This is a genomic window from Psychroserpens sp. XS_ASV72 (genome assembly GCF_041224425.1).
Taxonomy (GTDB): Bacteria; Bacteroidota; Bacteroidia; order Flavobacteriales; family Flavobacteriaceae; genus Psychroserpens.
On record NZ_JBGFGL010000077.1, the window covers coordinates 257,258 to 273,646 of the forward strand.

16 protein-coding genes are annotated in these 16,389 nt (G+C 34.4%); 6 read left to right on the plus strand and 10 right to left on the minus strand.

Annotation, left to right across the window (positions count from 1 at the left end; translation table 11 throughout):
• Positions 1-49: 49 nt before the first annotated feature.
• A complete protein-coding gene (locus tag AB9K26_RS10030; RefSeq protein ID WP_369972434.1) occupies positions 50-1,933 on the plus strand; it encodes a DUF3857 domain-containing protein in 1,884 nt (627 codons plus the stop codon).
• On the plus strand, positions 1,933-3,867 hold the full coding sequence (locus AB9K26_RS10035; RefSeq protein WP_369972435.1) for a hypothetical protein: 1,935 nt from the start codon (positions 1,933-1,935) through the stop codon (positions 3,865-3,867). Before AB9K26_RS10030 ends, AB9K26_RS10035 begins: the two co-directional genes overlap by 1 nt.
• A 33-nt stretch (positions 3,868-3,900) precedes the next feature.
• On the opposite strand, the gene AB9K26_RS10040 is transcribed toward AB9K26_RS10035, so the two are convergent.
• Genes AB9K26_RS10040 through AB9K26_RS10050 form a run of 3 tightly spaced genes read right to left on the minus strand, consistent with a single transcriptional unit; the run spans position 3,901 to position 6,634 of the window.
• A complete protein-coding gene (locus tag AB9K26_RS10040; protein ID WP_369972436.1) occupies positions 3,901-4,860 on the minus strand; it encodes a lysostaphin resistance A-like protein in 960 nt (319 codons plus the stop codon).
• 10 nt (positions 4,861-4,870) lie between these two features.
• Positions 4,871-5,920 carry an o-succinylbenzoate synthase gene (locus AB9K26_RS10045; RefSeq protein ID WP_369972437.1) on the minus strand — a complete coding sequence of 350 codons (1,050 nt, stop codon included), beginning with the start codon at positions 5,918-5,920 and terminating at the stop codon, positions 4,871-4,873.
• Positions 5,921-5,941: 21 nt separating this feature from the next.
• Complete coding sequence (locus AB9K26_RS10050) at positions 5,942-6,634, minus strand: DUF2490 domain-containing protein (protein ID WP_369972438.1); 693 nt, start codon at positions 6,632-6,634, stop codon at positions 5,942-5,944.
• 72 nt (positions 6,635-6,706) lie between these two features.
• Here AB9K26_RS10050 and AB9K26_RS10055 point away from each other — a divergent pair, with 72 nt between their 5' ends.
• A complete protein-coding gene (locus tag AB9K26_RS10055; RefSeq protein WP_369972439.1) occupies positions 6,707-7,615 on the plus strand; it encodes a sterol desaturase family protein in 909 nt (302 codons plus the stop codon).
• Positions 7,605-8,396: an SDR family oxidoreductase gene (locus AB9K26_RS10060; protein WP_369972440.1), complete on the plus strand. Its 792-nt coding sequence runs from the start codon at positions 7,605-7,607 to the stop codon at positions 8,394-8,396. Before AB9K26_RS10055 ends, AB9K26_RS10060 begins: the two co-directional genes overlap by 11 nt.
• 4 nt (positions 8,397-8,400) lie before the next feature.
• Here the strand turns inward: AB9K26_RS10060 and AB9K26_RS10065 are convergent, their stop codons facing one another.
• The 3 genes from AB9K26_RS10065 to AB9K26_RS10075 form a co-directional block, all read right to left on the minus strand.
• Positions 8,401-9,078, minus strand: coding sequence for a metal-dependent hydrolase (locus AB9K26_RS10065; RefSeq protein ID WP_369972441.1), 678 nt, complete (start codon positions 9,076-9,078; stop codon positions 8,401-8,403).
• 189 nt (positions 9,079-9,267) lie between these two features.
• Positions 9,268-10,173, minus strand: a complete 906-nt coding sequence (gene menA, locus AB9K26_RS10070; protein ID WP_369972442.1) for a 1,4-dihydroxy-2-naphthoate octaprenyltransferase — start codon at positions 10,171-10,173, stop codon at positions 9,268-9,270.
• 16 nt (positions 10,174-10,189) lie between these two features.
• Positions 10,190-11,029, minus strand: coding sequence for a 1,4-dihydroxy-2-naphthoyl-CoA synthase (locus tag AB9K26_RS10075; RefSeq protein WP_369972443.1), 840 nt, complete (start codon positions 11,027-11,029; stop codon positions 10,190-10,192).
• On the opposite strand from AB9K26_RS10075, the gene AB9K26_RS10080 reads away from it, so the two are divergent.
• A complete protein-coding gene (locus AB9K26_RS10080) occupies positions 11,021-11,554 on the plus strand; it encodes a hypothetical protein (protein WP_369972444.1) in 534 nt (177 codons plus the stop codon). The two genes, AB9K26_RS10075 and AB9K26_RS10080, sit on opposite strands and share 9 nt — an antisense overlap.
• A gap of 375 nt (positions 11,555-11,929) precedes the next feature.
• Positions 11,930-12,130, plus strand: a complete 201-nt coding sequence (locus AB9K26_RS10085; RefSeq protein ID WP_369972445.1) for a hypothetical protein — start codon at positions 11,930-11,932, stop codon at positions 12,128-12,130.
• Here the strand turns inward: AB9K26_RS10085 and AB9K26_RS10090 are convergent.
• The 4 genes from AB9K26_RS10090 to AB9K26_RS10105 all read right to left on the minus strand — a co-directional run bounded on the left by AB9K26_RS10090 (position 12,122) and on the right by AB9K26_RS10105 (position 16,387).
• Positions 12,122-12,952 carry a S1 RNA-binding domain-containing protein gene (locus tag AB9K26_RS10090; protein ID WP_369972446.1) on the minus strand — a complete coding sequence of 277 codons (831 nt, stop codon included), beginning with the start codon at positions 12,950-12,952 and terminating at the stop codon, positions 12,122-12,124. The genes AB9K26_RS10085 and AB9K26_RS10090 overlap by 9 nt on opposite strands.
• Before the next feature lie 92 nt (positions 12,953-13,044).
• Positions 13,045-13,383 (minus strand): DUF2853 family protein, encoded by a 339-nt coding sequence (locus tag AB9K26_RS10095; protein ID WP_369972447.1) that lies wholly within the window; start codon positions 13,381-13,383, stop codon positions 13,045-13,047.
• An 88-nt stretch (positions 13,384-13,471) separates the two neighbouring features.
• Positions 13,472-15,232: a 2-succinyl-5-enolpyruvyl-6-hydroxy-3-cyclohexene-1-carboxylic-acid synthase gene (gene menD, locus AB9K26_RS10100; protein WP_369972448.1), complete on the minus strand. Its 1,761-nt coding sequence runs from the start codon at positions 15,230-15,232 to the stop codon at positions 13,472-13,474.
• Between the two features lie 39 nt (positions 15,233-15,271).
• Positions 15,272-16,387, minus strand: coding sequence for a chorismate-binding protein (locus tag AB9K26_RS10105; protein WP_369972449.1), 1,116 nt, complete (start codon positions 16,385-16,387; stop codon positions 15,272-15,274).
• Positions 16,388-16,389 lie beyond the last annotated feature (2 nt).

The following is a 16,389-nucleotide window of genomic DNA, read 5'->3' on the forward strand; positions in this document are numbered from 1 at the left end:
AAATATTAATATTAAAAATAGCCTATATTTGAATCTAAATGCATACAGTATGAGTAAATATTTTTTGTTATTCTTCTTATGGCCCTTAATAGGGTTTTCACAAGACTTTTCTGAAGAAGATTTCATTTACTTGAAGCGACATGAACACATCAAAATCAATCTCAACGATAGAAAATTCAACATTGTACAGAATACAGTTGAACAAGGTAAATTCTTGACTTCCAAAAAATTATTCTATGCAAATGAAACTATTGGTTACAGTGGTTTTTCAAAAATAGAAGATATTGAAGCCTTTACTTACTTTCCTGAGACTGATAAAAAAATAGATGTTGATTATATCGAAACACAACAGGAGTTTGATGTTATGGTGTTCTACAGTGATGATGAGTACAAAAAGTTTACGTTTCCAGCAGTTACTAAAGGAGCCGAAACCCATTTGAGCTATAAACGTATTATTTCGGAGCCACACTTTCTTGGCGGTTATAATTTTGCAACTTACGTGCCTACGAAAAGTGCCCAACTTTCAGTTGAGTTCCCAAAAAATGTTGAATTAGGTTTTACACAATTCAATACTGACAATATTGATATTAAATTCAGTAAAGAAGAAACCAAAGACAGTTTTATTTATACTTGGAATACCATCAATACTGAAGGCTATCAAAATCAAGAGGATAGTGAAGCTGTAATGTATTACCTTCCACATATCATCCTTTACATTAAAAATTACACTTACAAAAATGAAAAAATTGGAGTGTCTGGTAGCTTGGATGATCTTTACAGATGGTATGTAAGCCTTGTACAACAAACTGATAAAAATGATCTCAAAAAGGTTTACAAAATCGCAGATGATATTACTAATAATAAATCTACTAAAAAGGCTAAAGCCAAGGCTATTTTTGAATGGGTCCAAAATAACATCAATTACATTGCGTTTGGCGATGGATATGGTGGCTTTATTCCGGCTGGAGCAGCTGCTACCTGCGATTCTCGATATGGCGACTGTAAAGCAATGTCTAATTTATTATATGAAATGCTCAACCATGTTGGAATTGAAGCCTATAGAACGTGGATTGGTTCCAGAAACAAACCTTACTCCTATTTTGAATTGCCAACCACCTCAGTTGATGATCATATGATTACCACTGCGATTATCGAAAATGACACTATTTTTCTGGATGCTACAGATAGTTATGTGCCTTTCGGTATGCCAAGTGCCTTCATTCAAACCAAGGAAGCTTTAATGGGAATTGATGATACAACTTATAAAGTTCTTAAAGTACCTGCCCAATCTGCTGAATTAAGCAACACAGAAACCGTTACTAGCATGTCTTTGGAAGATGGGATTGTAAAAGTTCAGGAAAAGCGTTTATTGACGGGTTATGATAAAGTTGAATTTATTTCAGACTACACATATAAAAAAGATAGTAAAACCGAAGAAGAATACTTAAATACAACCTTGGCCTTAGGCAATAACAAAACAAAATACAACAACATCACCAAAGCTAACTTCGATAATACATCTACACCTTTAGAGCTTAGTTATGATCTCGAGATAGATAGTTATACAAGAAACATTGGCAATAAAATATACCTGAACCTCAATATAGACCGAACGCTTTCCAAAAGCAGTATTGATATCAAAGAACGTAAGTTCAGTAAGAAAATTGATTATCATTTTAAAAAATCTTTTTCAACAACTTTTGAAATTCCTGAAGGCTATAAAGTTTCTTATATTCCAGAAGAAATGGCTTATGCTGATCCTAATTACGGATTTCAAATTGATTACATTGATGATGGCAAGACCATTACCCAAACCAAAACTATTTATGTAAAAACATTAAGCATAAAAAAAGATGGGTTTGAGAAGTGGAATGACTTCATTAAAAACCTTAGAAAAGCCTACAAAAAAAGTATAATTTTAGAACAACAATAATGATTAAAAACCTCATAACATTATCGCTATTTTTAGTAATTACAGCGAGCTATGCGCAACATTATAAAACGTATGATTGGAATAAAAAACCAAAGCTTCATAAGTTATCTGATGAAGATGAAAAAGCCTCCTCTGTAGCGATATTAAAGAAACATATCGTAGAATACTATTCTGATCCATTGGCTTCAGAGCCGAAACGTTTTGAAACTGAACATAAGATCATTAGAGTTAATGACGATCAAGGCATTGCGCGTCACAACACTGTCTATATTCCAATGTATGAAGTCAAAAGAGTGGTCGACATTAAAGCACGCACGATTAGTCCGAAAGGAAAAGTCGTGTTGTTAAACGAAGATAACATCAAGGAAGTCAGTAATGTTGAAGAATATGGTGATTTCAAGATTTTTGCCATTGAAGGTGCCGAAGAGCATTCAGAAATTGAAATTCTGTATACAGTTGAAAAAGCTTATGACATGTATGGTTCTGAAACCATTCAAGCAGATTACAAAATCAACGAAGCACAATTTTTATTTATTACTGGTGATTTGCAATCCAATGTAAAAGCCTACAGAACAATTGAGAAGTTTGAAAACATCAAGATTGATAACAAACGTGCACAATTACTAACCATTAAGGATATTCCTGCTATGGTTGAAGAAGAATATGCTACTCCTAAGGCCAATAATATCGCTGTAGTATATCAGTGTTTTCCAAAAGGTCAAAACATCACTCAAAATATGTTTTGGACCAATGTATCTAACAATATTGGAAACCAGTTTTTTCCTTACAATATTGCCCAAAAAGCTAAAGAAGATAGTGAGGCCATCGTAGAAAACAAAACTGATTTAACACTTTTTGAAAAAGCTGCAATGGTAGATAATTTTATCAAGTCAAATTATACCATTGTCAAAAATAACAACCCTGAACTTTCAGATTTAAATTACATCTTGGCGAACCGTTCAGCCAGCGACTATGGTATTATGAAGGTCTACACACAATACCTTACAGCCTTGGAAGTTCCTTTTGAAATTGTCATCACAGCGAACCGTTTTTTAACCAAGTTTGACCCTGAGTTTTTTGTACCTGGCATGTTGAGGGATTTTTTAATCTATTTACCAACAGAAAAGAAATACATTGCACCAGATCGTTTTGAGTCTAGAATTGGTGAAGCACCTTTTAATATTCTCGGTAACTACGGCTTGTTTATCGATTCAAATAACGACCATTATTTTTCTAAAATCGTTCAGGAAGATCCTGAATATAGTCGTATAAGAAGAGACATGAATATTAGTTTTGAAGATGATTTTGAACGTGTTATCATAGAGCAAGATCAAGACTATTTTGGGCATTGGGCTGAAACCAGCAAGTTTGTTGTGAATTTTTCTACAGAACAAGGTATTGCCGATTATAAAGATTATTTAACTGGTTCTGGAATTGAAGACAAAGAGATTCTTGATTACGAAGAATCTAATACTGAAATCAATACTACTAAATACAATGTACCTTTTAAGGTAAAAACCAAAATTGCTTCTGAAACCTTATTGGAAGATGCTGGCGACAGTTATATTTTTCAAATCGGATTGGTGATTGGTACCCAAAGTGAATTGTATCAGGAGACAGAACGTATCAATCCTATTGAAATGATATATCCGAATAGATACAACTATGAAATCATTGTTAATATTCCTGAAGGCTATACTGTTGAAGGTTTACAGTCCTTGGTTATTGATAAGAATTATATCGCAAGAAATGGTGAGAAGACTGCCAAATTTGAATCCAATTATAAATTGGAAGGTGATAAAATCATCATTACCATTGAAGAATTTTACAAAACTCATGAGTTCGACCTCAATCGTTATGAAGAATTTCGTCAAGTGATCAATGCGGCTTCAGATTTTAACAAAGCAGCCATATTATTTAAAGCGAGTGAATAAACTAAAAAGCGACTCTTTTGAAGTCGCTTTTTTTTATTCTATAATCTTGTAGTCTTCTTTAGGAGGCTCTTCTATGCGTCCGAAAAGTTTCTCTTTCCAATTGGTCCATTTGTACTTTTTGGAGAAGATAAACAGAATAATTGGGAACATTACGAATACAGGTACAACCATATCCATAAGCTCTAATGTTGGTTCTGAAACATCCTTCAACACAGAATGTGTTTGAAAGGCTGTCCAATCTGCTGTTACCAACAATGCCGTAAACAAATTATTAGCAGCGTGAAAGCCTAAAGCTAATTCGGTTCCTTCATCCATAAGTGTCATGATACCCAAAAACAAACCTGTTCCTATGTAATATATCATGATTGAATAGCCAAGTTTACCAACTTCAGGATTCGCAATATGCAAACCTCCAAAAATCAAGGACGTCATCAATAAAGGAAACCATCTGTTTTTTGCTAGCATTCCAAATCCTTGCATCAAATAGCCTCTAAATAAGTATTCTTCCAAACTGGTTTGGAACGGTATTAAAGCAACAGCAATGACTAATAATATAGCGAAACGCTTCCATTCAAAATTCCATAAATAATCATCTGGTGATAAGTACAGATAGTCCAAAACAATCATTCCTGAAGAAATAACTCCCCAAAAAATAAAGGCAAACCAAATACGTTTCCAATCAAGTTTAGGTCGCGATGTGGCAATAGAAGTCATAGTCTGACCATGCAAATACTTTACAGCAAGGTATAGACCACCAAATGCTGCTAAAAAAGAAATGAGCATTAAAAACAAAAAGAGATTAGACTCCAACATAGAATATATAGCGCTCTCATCTAACGATGCAAAGGCATCACCACCATCTTGCACTCCTTTCCAAATAATGGCTCCCAAAAGTGGGAATTGCCCAACAATCGATGCTGCAATAACAATGAGTGATCCAACGATGTATCGCCAGAATTCATGTTTTACATTAAATGCTTGTTTTATAAACATAGTTCTAATTTTAAATTTTTAGGTTGAGATTAGATAAATTCCAATCTTCATTTATTTCATAACGCAATGTACCATTTTTTACTTTTAATGGACTTACAATATTGTTTGTAAATAATTGACCCGTTCCTAAACCTTGTGGTAATGGGCTATCCAATGTGTAAGTCCATTGTGAAATAGCATTCAAACCAACATTACTTTCCAAAGCACTGGTAATCCACCATCCTATTTGATTTGCATTTGCTAAATCAATCCATTCCTGACTACCAAACCATCCACCAACCAAACTTGGTTTCAAAATGATATACTGTGGTTGTATCATTTGTAGTAAGGCTTTCTTTTTTGTTACAGAAAACACGCCTATTAATTCCTCGTCTAAGGCGATTGGTAAAGGTGTTTGTTCACAAAGCTTTGCCATTGCTTCAAACTGACCTTGTTTAATGGGTTGTTCTATAGAATGAAGTTCAAACTCCGATAAACGATTTAACTTCTCTAAAGCGTCATTAATTCCAAAAGCACCATTGGCATCAACTCTTAGTTCAATATCCTTTGCTGAAAACTCTCTTCGTATGGATCTCAAAAGATTCAATTCGGTATCAAAATCGATGGCTCCAATTTTCATTTTAATGCAACTAAAACCTGCCTCAAGTTTTTCCTTAATCTGTTTTTTCATAAAAGCTTCACTTCCCATCCAAATCAATCCGTTGATGGGAATTGGCTGATGTCCTTCAGTAAAATCGGATGGAAATAGTTCAAAAGGTGTTTTACTACCTAACGATTGAAATGCTTGTTCCAATCCGAATTGAATGCTAGGAAACTCAACAAGTTCTTTTCTCAAAACATCAAGTCCGAGTGCTATATTATTGCAAGCCCACTTTAGCTTGTCTTCATAGTCAGGTCGATCATCACAACTCAAACCTCTAAAGAGACCACACTCACCAATTCCAAAATTTTGAGTGTCACGAATAATGATAAACCAAGTTTCCTTAGTTTTCAAAACACCTCTTGATGTGCCACTAGCCTGTTTAAATTTCAGAATGTATTGCTGATACTGTGCTGTCATAATAGCAAATATAATATCTAACTAAAATTTATGATGGAAACTAAGTTGTAATTGGGCTTTTCCTAGAGCGTCACTTTTTTGGTTCATCCAACCCAACTGAATGCGCTGTCCTGCTTTTAAAGTATAACCCAACCCAAGATATGTCCTGTTTCTATCAAAAAACGCAACCGTTCTTCCTTTTCCGATATCCTTTTGACCGTTGACAAATAATTCATTATACAAGGCTAGATATATTGCGCCTTCATCCATGTTTTGTTTATTGAAAGGCAAATTAAAGAATAGGTTATAACGATAGCGTGTTCTAAAATCTTGATCTTCAACAAAGCGTTGCTCATAACGAAAGCGATGTGTCAAATAAATTCTATTTCCTACTTTTTGCGGTATCAATGCTTCTTGATAGATACGGCTTTCAGTCGTTGTGTCATTTCCATCACCAAATTCTCCAGTAGTGATATTGGCATAGCCTAAAGTCAAGATCAGATTAGCTGATTTAGGTGAGTAAGTCGCTCCAGCTCTCAACAACAATTGTTCAAGATCTCCTCCAAGATTCCAATTGCGGTATTGTATATCACCCTGAATACCAAATTGACTCTCTTTAAATTGATGACTAAAGAAGTACATATACCAAGCGCCTGTTTGTCCTGATTCTACTTGAGAAAAAACAGAAGACATTAAAAGACATAAGATACATGAGAGGTTATATTTTAATTTCATAGTAAAGTTTTGGTTCTGCAAAAATATAGAGATTTTTAGCAATTTTGTACTTTAGCATAAATAGATTGACAAATGCAAGACCCTAACTTTCCCAATATCATTTTATATGCCATTCCATTTTTCATTCTAGCAATGCTTGTGGAATTAGTTGTAACGGTTAGGCATGGCATTAAAACCTACGAGCCCAAGGATGCTTTTTCATCAATTGCTATGGGATTAGGCAATGTATTTCTTGGTTTTTTTAGTAAAGCTTTAGTGTTATTTTCCTTTTTTCTTATCTATGACAATTTTAGGTTATTCACCATTCCTGTTGCTTGGTGGAGTTTTGTGCTGTTATTTTTTGCAGATGATTTAGCCTATTATTGGTTTCATCGTATTTCACATCAATGTCGTTTGTTTTGGGCATCGCATGTGGTACACCACTCCTCACAACATTATAACTTAAGTACTGCTTTACGCCAAACTTGGTCTGGTGGCTTTTATACCTTTATTTTTTGGCTATGGTTGCCTATTTTAGGATTTCATCCAGCGATGATCATGTTACAAATGTCCATTAGTTTGCTCTATCAATTCTGGATTCATACTGAAGCTATTGATAAAATGCCTCGTTGGTTTGAAGCTGTTTTTAACACACCTTCGCATCATCGCGTCCATCATGGTAGTAATCCCTTGTACTTAGATCGTAATCATGCTGGAATCTTAATTATTTGGGATAAATTTTTTGGAACATTTCAACCCGAATTAAAGGAAGAAAAAGTAGTCTACGGATTAGTGAAAAACATTCACACCTATAATCCAGTTAAAATTGCATTTGTGGAATGGTACTACATGTTTAAAGATATGCTTTCTGGAGAGAAATCTATAAAAGACCGTGTCTTATATCTATTCAAACCACCTGGTTGGAAGCACGATGGTAGCGGACAAATTTCTGATGATTTAAGAAAAGAATGGCTTGATAAAAATACCTTGAATGACATTTGACAATAAAATCATTTGGATAACTGGAGCCTCAAGTGGTATAGGTGAAAGTCTAGCGATGGCACTTTCAAAGTACAATTGCAAATTAATTCTTTCTGCTCGAAGAGAAGCAGCGTTATTGAATGTAAAGAATAACTGTCAAAACCCTGAAAACGTAAAGATACTTCCTTTAGATTTATCGAAGATTGATGAAGCAGGAATGGTTTCTGAAAAAGCAATTATGTGTTTTGGAAGAATTGATATGCTTATCAACAATGCAGGCATTAGTCAACGATCACCAATAATTGAAACCACTATTGAAGTTGATCGCAAATTAATGGAAGTCGATTATCTGGGAACAGTTGCTTTGTCTAAAGCCATTTTGCCACATTTTGTCGAACAACAATCTGGACATTATGTCGTAGTATCAAGCCTTATGGGAAAATTCAGTTCTCCATATCGCTCAGCATACTGTGGTGCAAAACATGCGCTACATGGTTTTTTTGATGCTTTACGATTAGAACATGACAAAGACAATATTAAGGTCACCTTGATTTGTCCAGGATTTGTAAACACAAATGTAGCTCGTAATGCATTAACTGGTGATGGATCAAAACAAGGGTATCAAGATGACATGACTGAAAATGGACTGAATGTAGATGTCTTTACAAAAAAGATGATTAAGGCGATTCAAAAAGAGAAATTCGAAGCCTACATAGGAAAATTTGAAAGGTTCGGAGTGTATGTAAAGCGTCTTTCACCAAAGCTTATTCACAAGCTTGTATTAAGAAGCAAAGTACGATAAGCCTTTATAGTTCAATACTTTCACCAATATCCAAAAGCATCAAATCCTTGTTTTTATCGAAAAACTTACGTTTTGCCTCTTCATGGTCAATTTCAATGTAACCAAAGGTATCAAAATGATATCCCAATACTTTGTCGCATCCAACAAAATCGCTAGCTAAAATGGCATCATCAACACCCATGGTGAAATTATCTCCAATAGGAAGGATCGCTAAATCTAATTTGGTTTGCATAGGAATCAATTTCATATCCATAGTCAAAGCCGTGTCACCAGCTATATAAATATTCTTGTGCTCGCCTTCAATAACAAATCCACCAGGTTGTCCACCATAGCTTCCATCAGGAAAAGAAGACGTATGAATGGCATTGACATATTTTACTACACCAAATTCAAAATCCCATTGACCACCATGATTCATTGGGTGATTTTCAATTCCTAGTTTATCGTAATGGGTAGCAATCTCAAAATTGGAAACCACAACTGCTCCTGTACGCTTTGCAATGGCTTCGACATCTAAAATATGATCTTGATGCGCATGTGTTACTAAAATATAATCCGCTTTGAGCGTATTGATATCAATATGTGACGCTTTCGGATTAGCAGTAATGAAAGGATCTACAAGAATATGGATATCACTAATTTTGATTCCTAAACAGGCATGGCCATAAAATGAAATTTGCATAAATACAATTTTTGAAACATAAGACAGATTCCAAAATACGAAAAAACTCAGACAGATTAAAGCTAATTTGTCTGAGTTTTAAAGCCCCAAATTTTATTGTCAACATAATAGCAAACAATGCCGACCTACAAAATTTCATTTAAATATAATGATTAATTATTTGAAAAACAAGTGTTTATGTTAATATTTTCATAAAATATATCCTATCCCTAAAAGTACAGAAAACAAAAATGTTGAAAGAGCCAACACTTTTAACTGAGAATCAAAATCATGAGGTTGCACGGCTTTCTTGATTTTAAAGAGATGTAGTATCAATGGAATATAAGCTATACAAAACAACAGATTAGTGAAAGAAGAAAAATAGAGAATTCCAAAAAGAGCAGACACAACTATAGCTGATCCTATTAGAAAATAGTGGTAATATTTTGCCCTTTGCTTTCCAAGTTTAACTGCTAAAGTAATCTTTCCTGATACTTTATCGGTATCAATATCTCTCATATTGTTTAAGTTTAGTACTCCAACACTTAAGAGACCCAAAGATATTGAAGGCAAAAATACATGATGATCAATTTGCTTTGCGAATAAAATATAGCTACCACAAACGCTTACAAAACCAAAGAAAATTAGTACAAACAAATCACCTAAAGCTCTATAACCATAAGCCGATTCTCCAACAGTATAGGATATCGCTGCATAAATAGATAAACCAGCTAACACAAAAAATAGAAGGGACAGCAATAAATGGCTTACACCAAAAGACATATAAATAAGCGCTACTGAAAGTCCGACAACAATCAGAATGTTGTTTTTTATTCCCAGTAGCATTTCTTTTTCTGAAATCGCACCACTTTGAATAGCACGTTCAGGTCCAACCCTAGTCTCATTATCAGTACCCTTTACACCATCACCATAATCATTTGCTAGATTTGAAAGTATTTGCAGACTTATAGTCAATAGAATTGCAAAAGTGAAGATATAGCCATTAAAGGCACCGTTGTGATGTGCCAAACAAGCACCTATGATGATTCCTGAAACAGAAAGTGGTAAGGTTCTCAAGCGAAAAGCTGAAATCCAAGGTTTGATTTTCTTAAACATGAAAGAAGCAATTATTTTATGGGATCCACTTTTTATCAAAGTTTGGCTTACGCTTTTCTAAAAAGGCATCACGACCTTCTTTGGCTTCGTCTGTCATGTATGCTAATCTGGTTGCCTCACCAGCAAATACTTGTTGTCCGACCATACCATCATCGGTTAGGTTCATGGCAAATTTCAGCATCTTTATAGACGTTGGTGATTTCGCTAAAATCTCTTGGGCCCATTCATAAGCTGTAGTTTCTAAATCATCATGAGTAATCACCGCATTGACCATGCCCATTTCGAAAGCTTCTTGAGCCGAATAATTTCTTCCGAGGAAAAAGATTTCACGCGCCTTTTTTTGTCCGACCATTTTAGCCAAATACGCTGAGCCATAACCTCCATCAAAACTAGTGACATCAGCATCGGTTTGTTTAAAAATTGCATGTTCCTTACTAGCAAGTGTTAAATCACAAACAACGTGAAGACTATGACCTCCACCAACAGCCCAACCAGGAACCACAGCAATAACTGCTTTTGGCATGAAACGGATCAAACGTTGTACTTCCAATATATTCAAACGATGATAGCCATCCTCACCAACATACCCTTGATGACCTCTAGCCTTTTGATCTCCTCCAGAACAAAAACTCCAAATACCATCTTTGGTTGATGGTCCTTCAGCAGATAATAAAACAACTCCAATATTCACATCTTCATTGGCATCATAAAAAGCATCATAAAGCTCACTAGTGGTTTTTGGTCTAAAGGCATTTCTAACATTTGGTCTGTTGAATGCAATTCTTGCTACACCATTACATTTTTTGTATGTAATGTCTTCATAAGATTTGGCATCTTTCCAATCTATATGGCTCATATTTTACAAAATTTTGATAACAAAAATAAGGAAATAATAATAGAAATATCGATGGTATTCTATTTGGAAATTATCAAATGTGAGCTATATTTACAACACCCTAATTACTATACCCTAGCTAAAATGACTAACATCCCCAACCTTGAAGGTCTACAAAAAAAAGAGTTTAACATAGGAAGTATTTTTTTTAACGACACCTATGTTATCACTAATTTTTCTGAAGGAATCGATATAAACCACAATAATTTTGAAAGTGTGGGCAACTACATTAAGTCACACTTTAATGGCAGAGATTTTGGCTACATAGCAAATAGGGAAAATTCATATTCTATAAACATAACTCAAGCCAATATTTTCAATGAAGCTTTTCCTAACTTAAAAGCCTATGCCGTTGTAGCTTACAACCTAATAACTGAAAGAGTATTTGAAATAGAAGACCGCTTTTTTGAATTCAACAGAAAATCTTTTAGAAGTCTTGATTCTGCTGTAGAGTGGGTTGAAAAAACGCTTTCTAACATCGAATAAATAACGTTCAAAAACATCCAAAACTCTTAAACCAACGTATCACTTTTTGTTTTTCGTTTATATAATTATTTAATCGGAAAACTTAAATATGATATAGTCTTTTGGTCATAGTAACTAAAGGTCTAGCTGTTATTAAGTTATAAGATTATTGGAATTGAACACACAGAATTTGCGACAAAAATCCTAGAAAAAACCTCATCAGAGTTTGGTGTTACCCACTTTTTTAAAGACATCGCTGTAATTGAGTTTAACGAAGGTACTCATATAGATTTAAAGGCTGTAACACCAACATTAAAGTCTATAAAAAAACATTATGGCACTTCTAAACCCTTCGGAATAATTGCCAACAGAATTAATTCATATTCTATTTCGTTATTGGATTTAAAAAAGGCCAGACAAAAACTGCCTAACCTAGCTGCTTATGGCATTGTTAGTTATACTGAAGCCACACTTATGAATGCCAAAATTGAAAGCAGTTTTTGTGAATGGGAAAATATTTGTTTTGATAATCTATATGAAGGACTCAATTCTGTTCAAGAACGTTTGGAAAAATGTCATGAAAGCGGTTTAAACTAGTCTAATACCATGTTCTTCAATCGTTATGATTCGGTCTTTATAAAGGGATCCAATTGCTTTTTTAAAGCTCTTTTTGCTCATTCCCAATTCTTTTCGAATCAACTCAGGGTCTGACTTATCGGTTAATGGTAAAAATCCTTCATGATCTTCGAGAACTGTCAAGATCTTTTCAGCATTAGGTTCTATATTGCGATAACCTATTTTTTGTAAGGTGATGTCTAGTTTATTATCATGACGGATTTTCTTAACAATACCTTTCAACTCATCTCCAACACTAAGTTCCTGGAAAATATTATCCTTATATATCAACCCATGGTGTTGTTTGTTGACAATAACATTCATTCCGAGTTCTGAAGGGTGGGAAATGATAAGATTAACTTCTTCAAAGGGTTCAACCGTTAATTCTGTATTATCCAAGAAACGGTTGGTCTTACTGGAGGCTACCAAACGTTCTGTTTCTTCATCGAGATAACAATAAATTAAATACCAACCACCAGCTTTCATTTTAAAGGCTTGCTCTTTGAACGGACAAAACAATTCTTTCACCATTCCCCAATCTAAAAATGCGCCATGCTTGGTCACTTGGTTACATCGTAACACAGCAAATTCATTAACCGTTACATAAGGTTTATCTGTTACCGCAACAGGTCGTTCTTCATTATCCAAATAGACAAACACCTCGATGGGATCCCATATCTTGAATGTCTCTGGAACATAACGATTTGGTAATAGTACTTCATTCCCTTCTTCATCAGACAAGTATAACCCTTGCTCTGATTCTCTTATGATGTCTAATGTATTATAGTTTCCTAATTTTATCATGCGCCAAAGATACTCATATTCGAATTTATAGCATTAAAAAAGCGCTATGATTCTCTACGAGTCATAGCGCTTTAATTTATCAACTTATAATTTTAATAAACTGATTCTTTCTTGAAGTGCTTAGTTAGCAAATAATAAACTACAGCTCTGTATTTATTTCTATTAGATCTACCGTAGGTTTCCATTACTGAATCGATGCCTTTATCTAAATCGGCACCATCTTTTAAACCTAGCTTTTTAATCAAAAAGTTTTGCTTAACAGTATTTAGTTCTGACTCATCTGAACCTGAGACAGTGGCAGCATCAGCATTGTAAATTGATGGTCCTAGACCAACAGTTACTTTTGTCAATAAGTCCATATCTGGATTTACACCGCATTTTTCTTTTAAGTCTGCAGCATACTTTGCTATCAATTCATCTCTTTTACTCATGTGAAATAATTTTTAATGTTAAATAATTCTACTATAAATATAACTATTTTTAAGACACCATTTGTTTGTGAAAGTCACAATTTAACGATTACTTAATAAAGTTAAAGTAGTCCAATAGAATCTCATCGTTTTTTAATCTTGGAGTTGCAATCTCAAGTAAACGTGGCAATTTGGATTTATTGAAAAAACCCTTGATTTTGGTATTTATGTCTTCTTCGGAAGTGGCTAATGAATACTCGAATCCAAACATTTTACACAAATGCTCTGCGTTCAAATTATGAGTAGTTTCAAAATAAGTATCAAAATTTTGGGTGTTCTTATTACCAGGAAGGATTCTGAAAATTCCACCTCCTTGATTATTGATAAGAATAATTCTGAAATTTTTCGGGATATAGCTATTCCAAAGGGCGTTGCTGTCATAAAAGAAACTCAAGTCGCCTGTAACCAAAGTGGTTTGTTCTTCTGAAACTGCAGCACAACCAACAGCTGTAGATGTACTACCATCTATGCCACTAGTGCCGCGATTGCAATAAACCTGAAGTGACGGATTTAAATTGAAAAGCTGAGCATAACGCACTGTCGAACTATTACCAAGATGCAAAACAGATTTGCTTGGAATCGCTTTTAACACTGTGTTAAAAACTTTAAAATCAGAAAACGGAATCTCTTTCAGGTATTGCAAATGTTTTTTAGAGCGATGCTTTTTAACCGATTCCCAATGATCATAATAATCGCTTTTTGTGATATGGTTCAACTTTGGTAAAAAAGCAGAAAAAAATTGTTGTGGAGAAGTCTCAATATGTCTGGTCAGACTAAAAAATGTATCATTGGCAGTTTTCTCATCGATGTGCCAATGTTGCTTTGGCTTAAACTGACGCAAAAAAGCTTTAATTTTTTTTGAAACAACCATACCACCCAAGGTTATAAGTATTTCTGGCTGAAGTGCCTTGAAATCATCCTCGTCTAAAGGGGCTATGATTTTATCGATACTCGGAAAAAAATTGGGATGATTTATATTGGATGTGGTTTCAGTAAAAACAATCACACTTTCATCATCTGCAAGTTCATCAATAATTTGATTATCCAAAGCATTCGGTGGTAATACACCTATCAAAATCATTTTTCGCTTTGCCAAATACCATTCGTCAACACAATCATCAATCTCAACCATATCAATTTTTGACGGCTTTACGTCCAATTCCTTGCCTTTAGGTGATACCGAAAGATTCTCTACCAATTCATACAATGGCTCTTCAAAAGGAATATTTATATGTACTGGTCCCTTTTTGTGGCGAGCCAAATTTAAAGCGGTATTGATTTCATCTTCATTAAATGATTGAATGCCTTGCTGGAGTCCTAATAAACGCTCAAGTTTGTTTTCTATACTCTTAAAAATTGGCAAATCTTCATTGTCAGATAGCCTATGCTCATCCTTTAAATCCAATTTAAGATTCGCCGAATACAGAATATGATTTTCAAAGACATTTGGCTGATTAATGGTTTGACCATCACCAATACCTATCAAGTGCTTTGGTCGATCTGCAGAGAGCACTACCAAAGGAATGTCACTAAAGAAAGCTTCTGAAATAGCGGGATAATAATTGAGTAATGCACTACCTGATGTACAAACCAATGCAACAGGCTCATGTATTTGCTGTGCTATACCTAATGCAAAAAAAGCGGCACAACGTTCGTCTACAATGCTGTAACACTTAAAAAAATCATCATTTGTAAAGCCTATGGTTAAAGGTGCATTTCTGCTACCTGGAGAAATTACAATATGCTTTATATCTTTAATTTTACACAACTGGACTACAGTTTGTGCTAAAGGGATTTTTGGATATATCATTCCAACAAAATTACGAAAAAAATAATCTGTTAAAAAGTTCTAAGCTTGTAAAACACGTTTCATTATTTCAGATTTTGAAACCGTTTCCAACCATTCACTTTCCGGATTGGAGTCTTTGGTAATGCCGCCTCCAATATAGATAATCGCAATAAAGTCTTTTAGTTGAAGACATCTTAAATTAACAAATAAATGACTCGTTTTTTGAATAGCAGAATAAGCATTGTTCTCTACATTTCGTTTGTTTTTGTTTCTGGAAATTTTGGCTTCAAGATTTAACTCTCCTAAAAAACCTGTGTAAAACCCACGATCATACGCTTCATTTTCTAAAATAAATTCTTTTGCAGGTGTTTTTGGCAATCCACAAACCGCTGGTGTGGGATGAAGCACTTTCACTACTGACTTTAAATCGGTTGAAATAACTCCAGAAATGTCAGTTCTTAAATGCAAAAGATGACCAGCTTTAGATGTCTTTGGTTCTGTTATATTTAGACTTGTAGTATGAGGCTCTAGCTGATTTACAATAAAGTCTGTTACATATTGTTGTTCCTGGAGTTCTTTTTGGCTCCAACTTACCTCCTCTTTTCCAATATTACTTTGTGTGCCTGCAAGCGCCATGGTTTTAAAACGCTTGCCATTAAGTTGAATTAAGGTTTCTGGAGTAGCTCCCAACCACAATCCAATTTTTGGATGGAACCAGCAATACACAAAAGCATTGGAATATCCTGAAAGCAGTTTGAGAAACAATTGCAAGGCACTTCCATTTTGTGTTTTTTGGGTTTCACAGCGCGATAAGACCACTTTTTGCATGCTCCCTTTTTGAATAGTCTCAATACCTTTCTTCACCAAATTGATATGAATTTCCTTATCAGTTTCTGAAGATTCAGAAATTTCATTCGAATTTGAATCAAAGTCCGTAGTTCCCAAATCATAAGAATAGACTTTAGAAGCATCAAAAGGCATCAGAACGGCATCTTTTGAATCATCGAAAGGTGCAAACACAAATCCGCTCTCAGTAAAATCAGTAGTTATGTGGAGTTGATCATCTTTCTGAAGTATGACATGAACCAAAGTTTGATTTGGTTTCCTGTACACAACACATGGTAAATTGTTAGCAAGATGTACTTCTATGAAAGATAAAAATTCGTCTTGGGACATCG

Coding starts and splice junctions, on each gene's coding strand:
- AB9K26_RS10030 (WP_369972434.1), top strand. CDS start 50: ATGAGTAAATATTTTTTGTTATTCTTCTTATGGCCCTTAATAGGGTTT.
- AB9K26_RS10035 (WP_369972435.1), top strand. CDS start 1,933: ATGATTAAAAACCTCATAACATTATCGCTATTTTTAGTAATTACAGCG.
- AB9K26_RS10040 (WP_369972436.1), bottom strand. CDS start 4,860: ATGTTTATAAAACAAGCATTTAATGTAAAACATGAATTCTGGCGATAC.
- AB9K26_RS10045 (WP_369972437.1), bottom strand. CDS start 5,920: ATGACAGCACAGTATCAGCAATACATTCTGAAATTTAAACAGGCTAGT.
- AB9K26_RS10050 (WP_369972438.1), bottom strand. CDS start 6,634: ATGAAATTAAAATATAACCTCTCATGTATCTTATGTCTTTTAATGTCT.
- AB9K26_RS10055 (WP_369972439.1), top strand. CDS start 6,707: ATGCAAGACCCTAACTTTCCCAATATCATTTTATATGCCATTCCATTT.
- AB9K26_RS10060 (WP_369972440.1), top strand. CDS start 7,605: ATGACATTTGACAATAAAATCATTTGGATAACTGGAGCCTCAAGTGGT.
- AB9K26_RS10065 (WP_369972441.1), bottom strand. CDS start 9,078: ATGCAAATTTCATTTTATGGCCATGCCTGTTTAGGAATCAAAATTAGT.
- menA (WP_369972442.1), bottom strand. CDS start 10,173: ATGTTTAAGAAAATCAAACCTTGGATTTCAGCTTTTCGCTTGAGAACC.
- AB9K26_RS10080 (WP_369972444.1), top strand. CDS start 11,021: ATGGCTCATATTTTACAAAATTTTGATAACAAAAATAAGGAAATAATA.
- AB9K26_RS10075 (WP_369972443.1), bottom strand. CDS start 11,029: ATGAGCCATATAGATTGGAAAGATGCCAAATCTTATGAAGACATTACA.
- AB9K26_RS10090 (WP_369972446.1), bottom strand. CDS start 12,952: ATGATAAAATTAGGAAACTATAATACATTAGACATCATAAGAGAATCA.
- AB9K26_RS10095 (WP_369972447.1), bottom strand. CDS start 13,383: ATGAGTAAAAGAGATGAATTGATAGCAAAGTATGCTGCAGACTTAAAA.
- menD (WP_369972448.1), bottom strand. CDS start 15,232: ATGATATATCCAAAAATCCCTTTAGCACAAACTGTAGTCCAGTTGTGT.
- AB9K26_RS10105 (WP_369972449.1), bottom strand. CDS start 16,387: ATGTCCCAAGACGAATTTTTATCTTTCATAGAAGTACATCTTGCTAAC.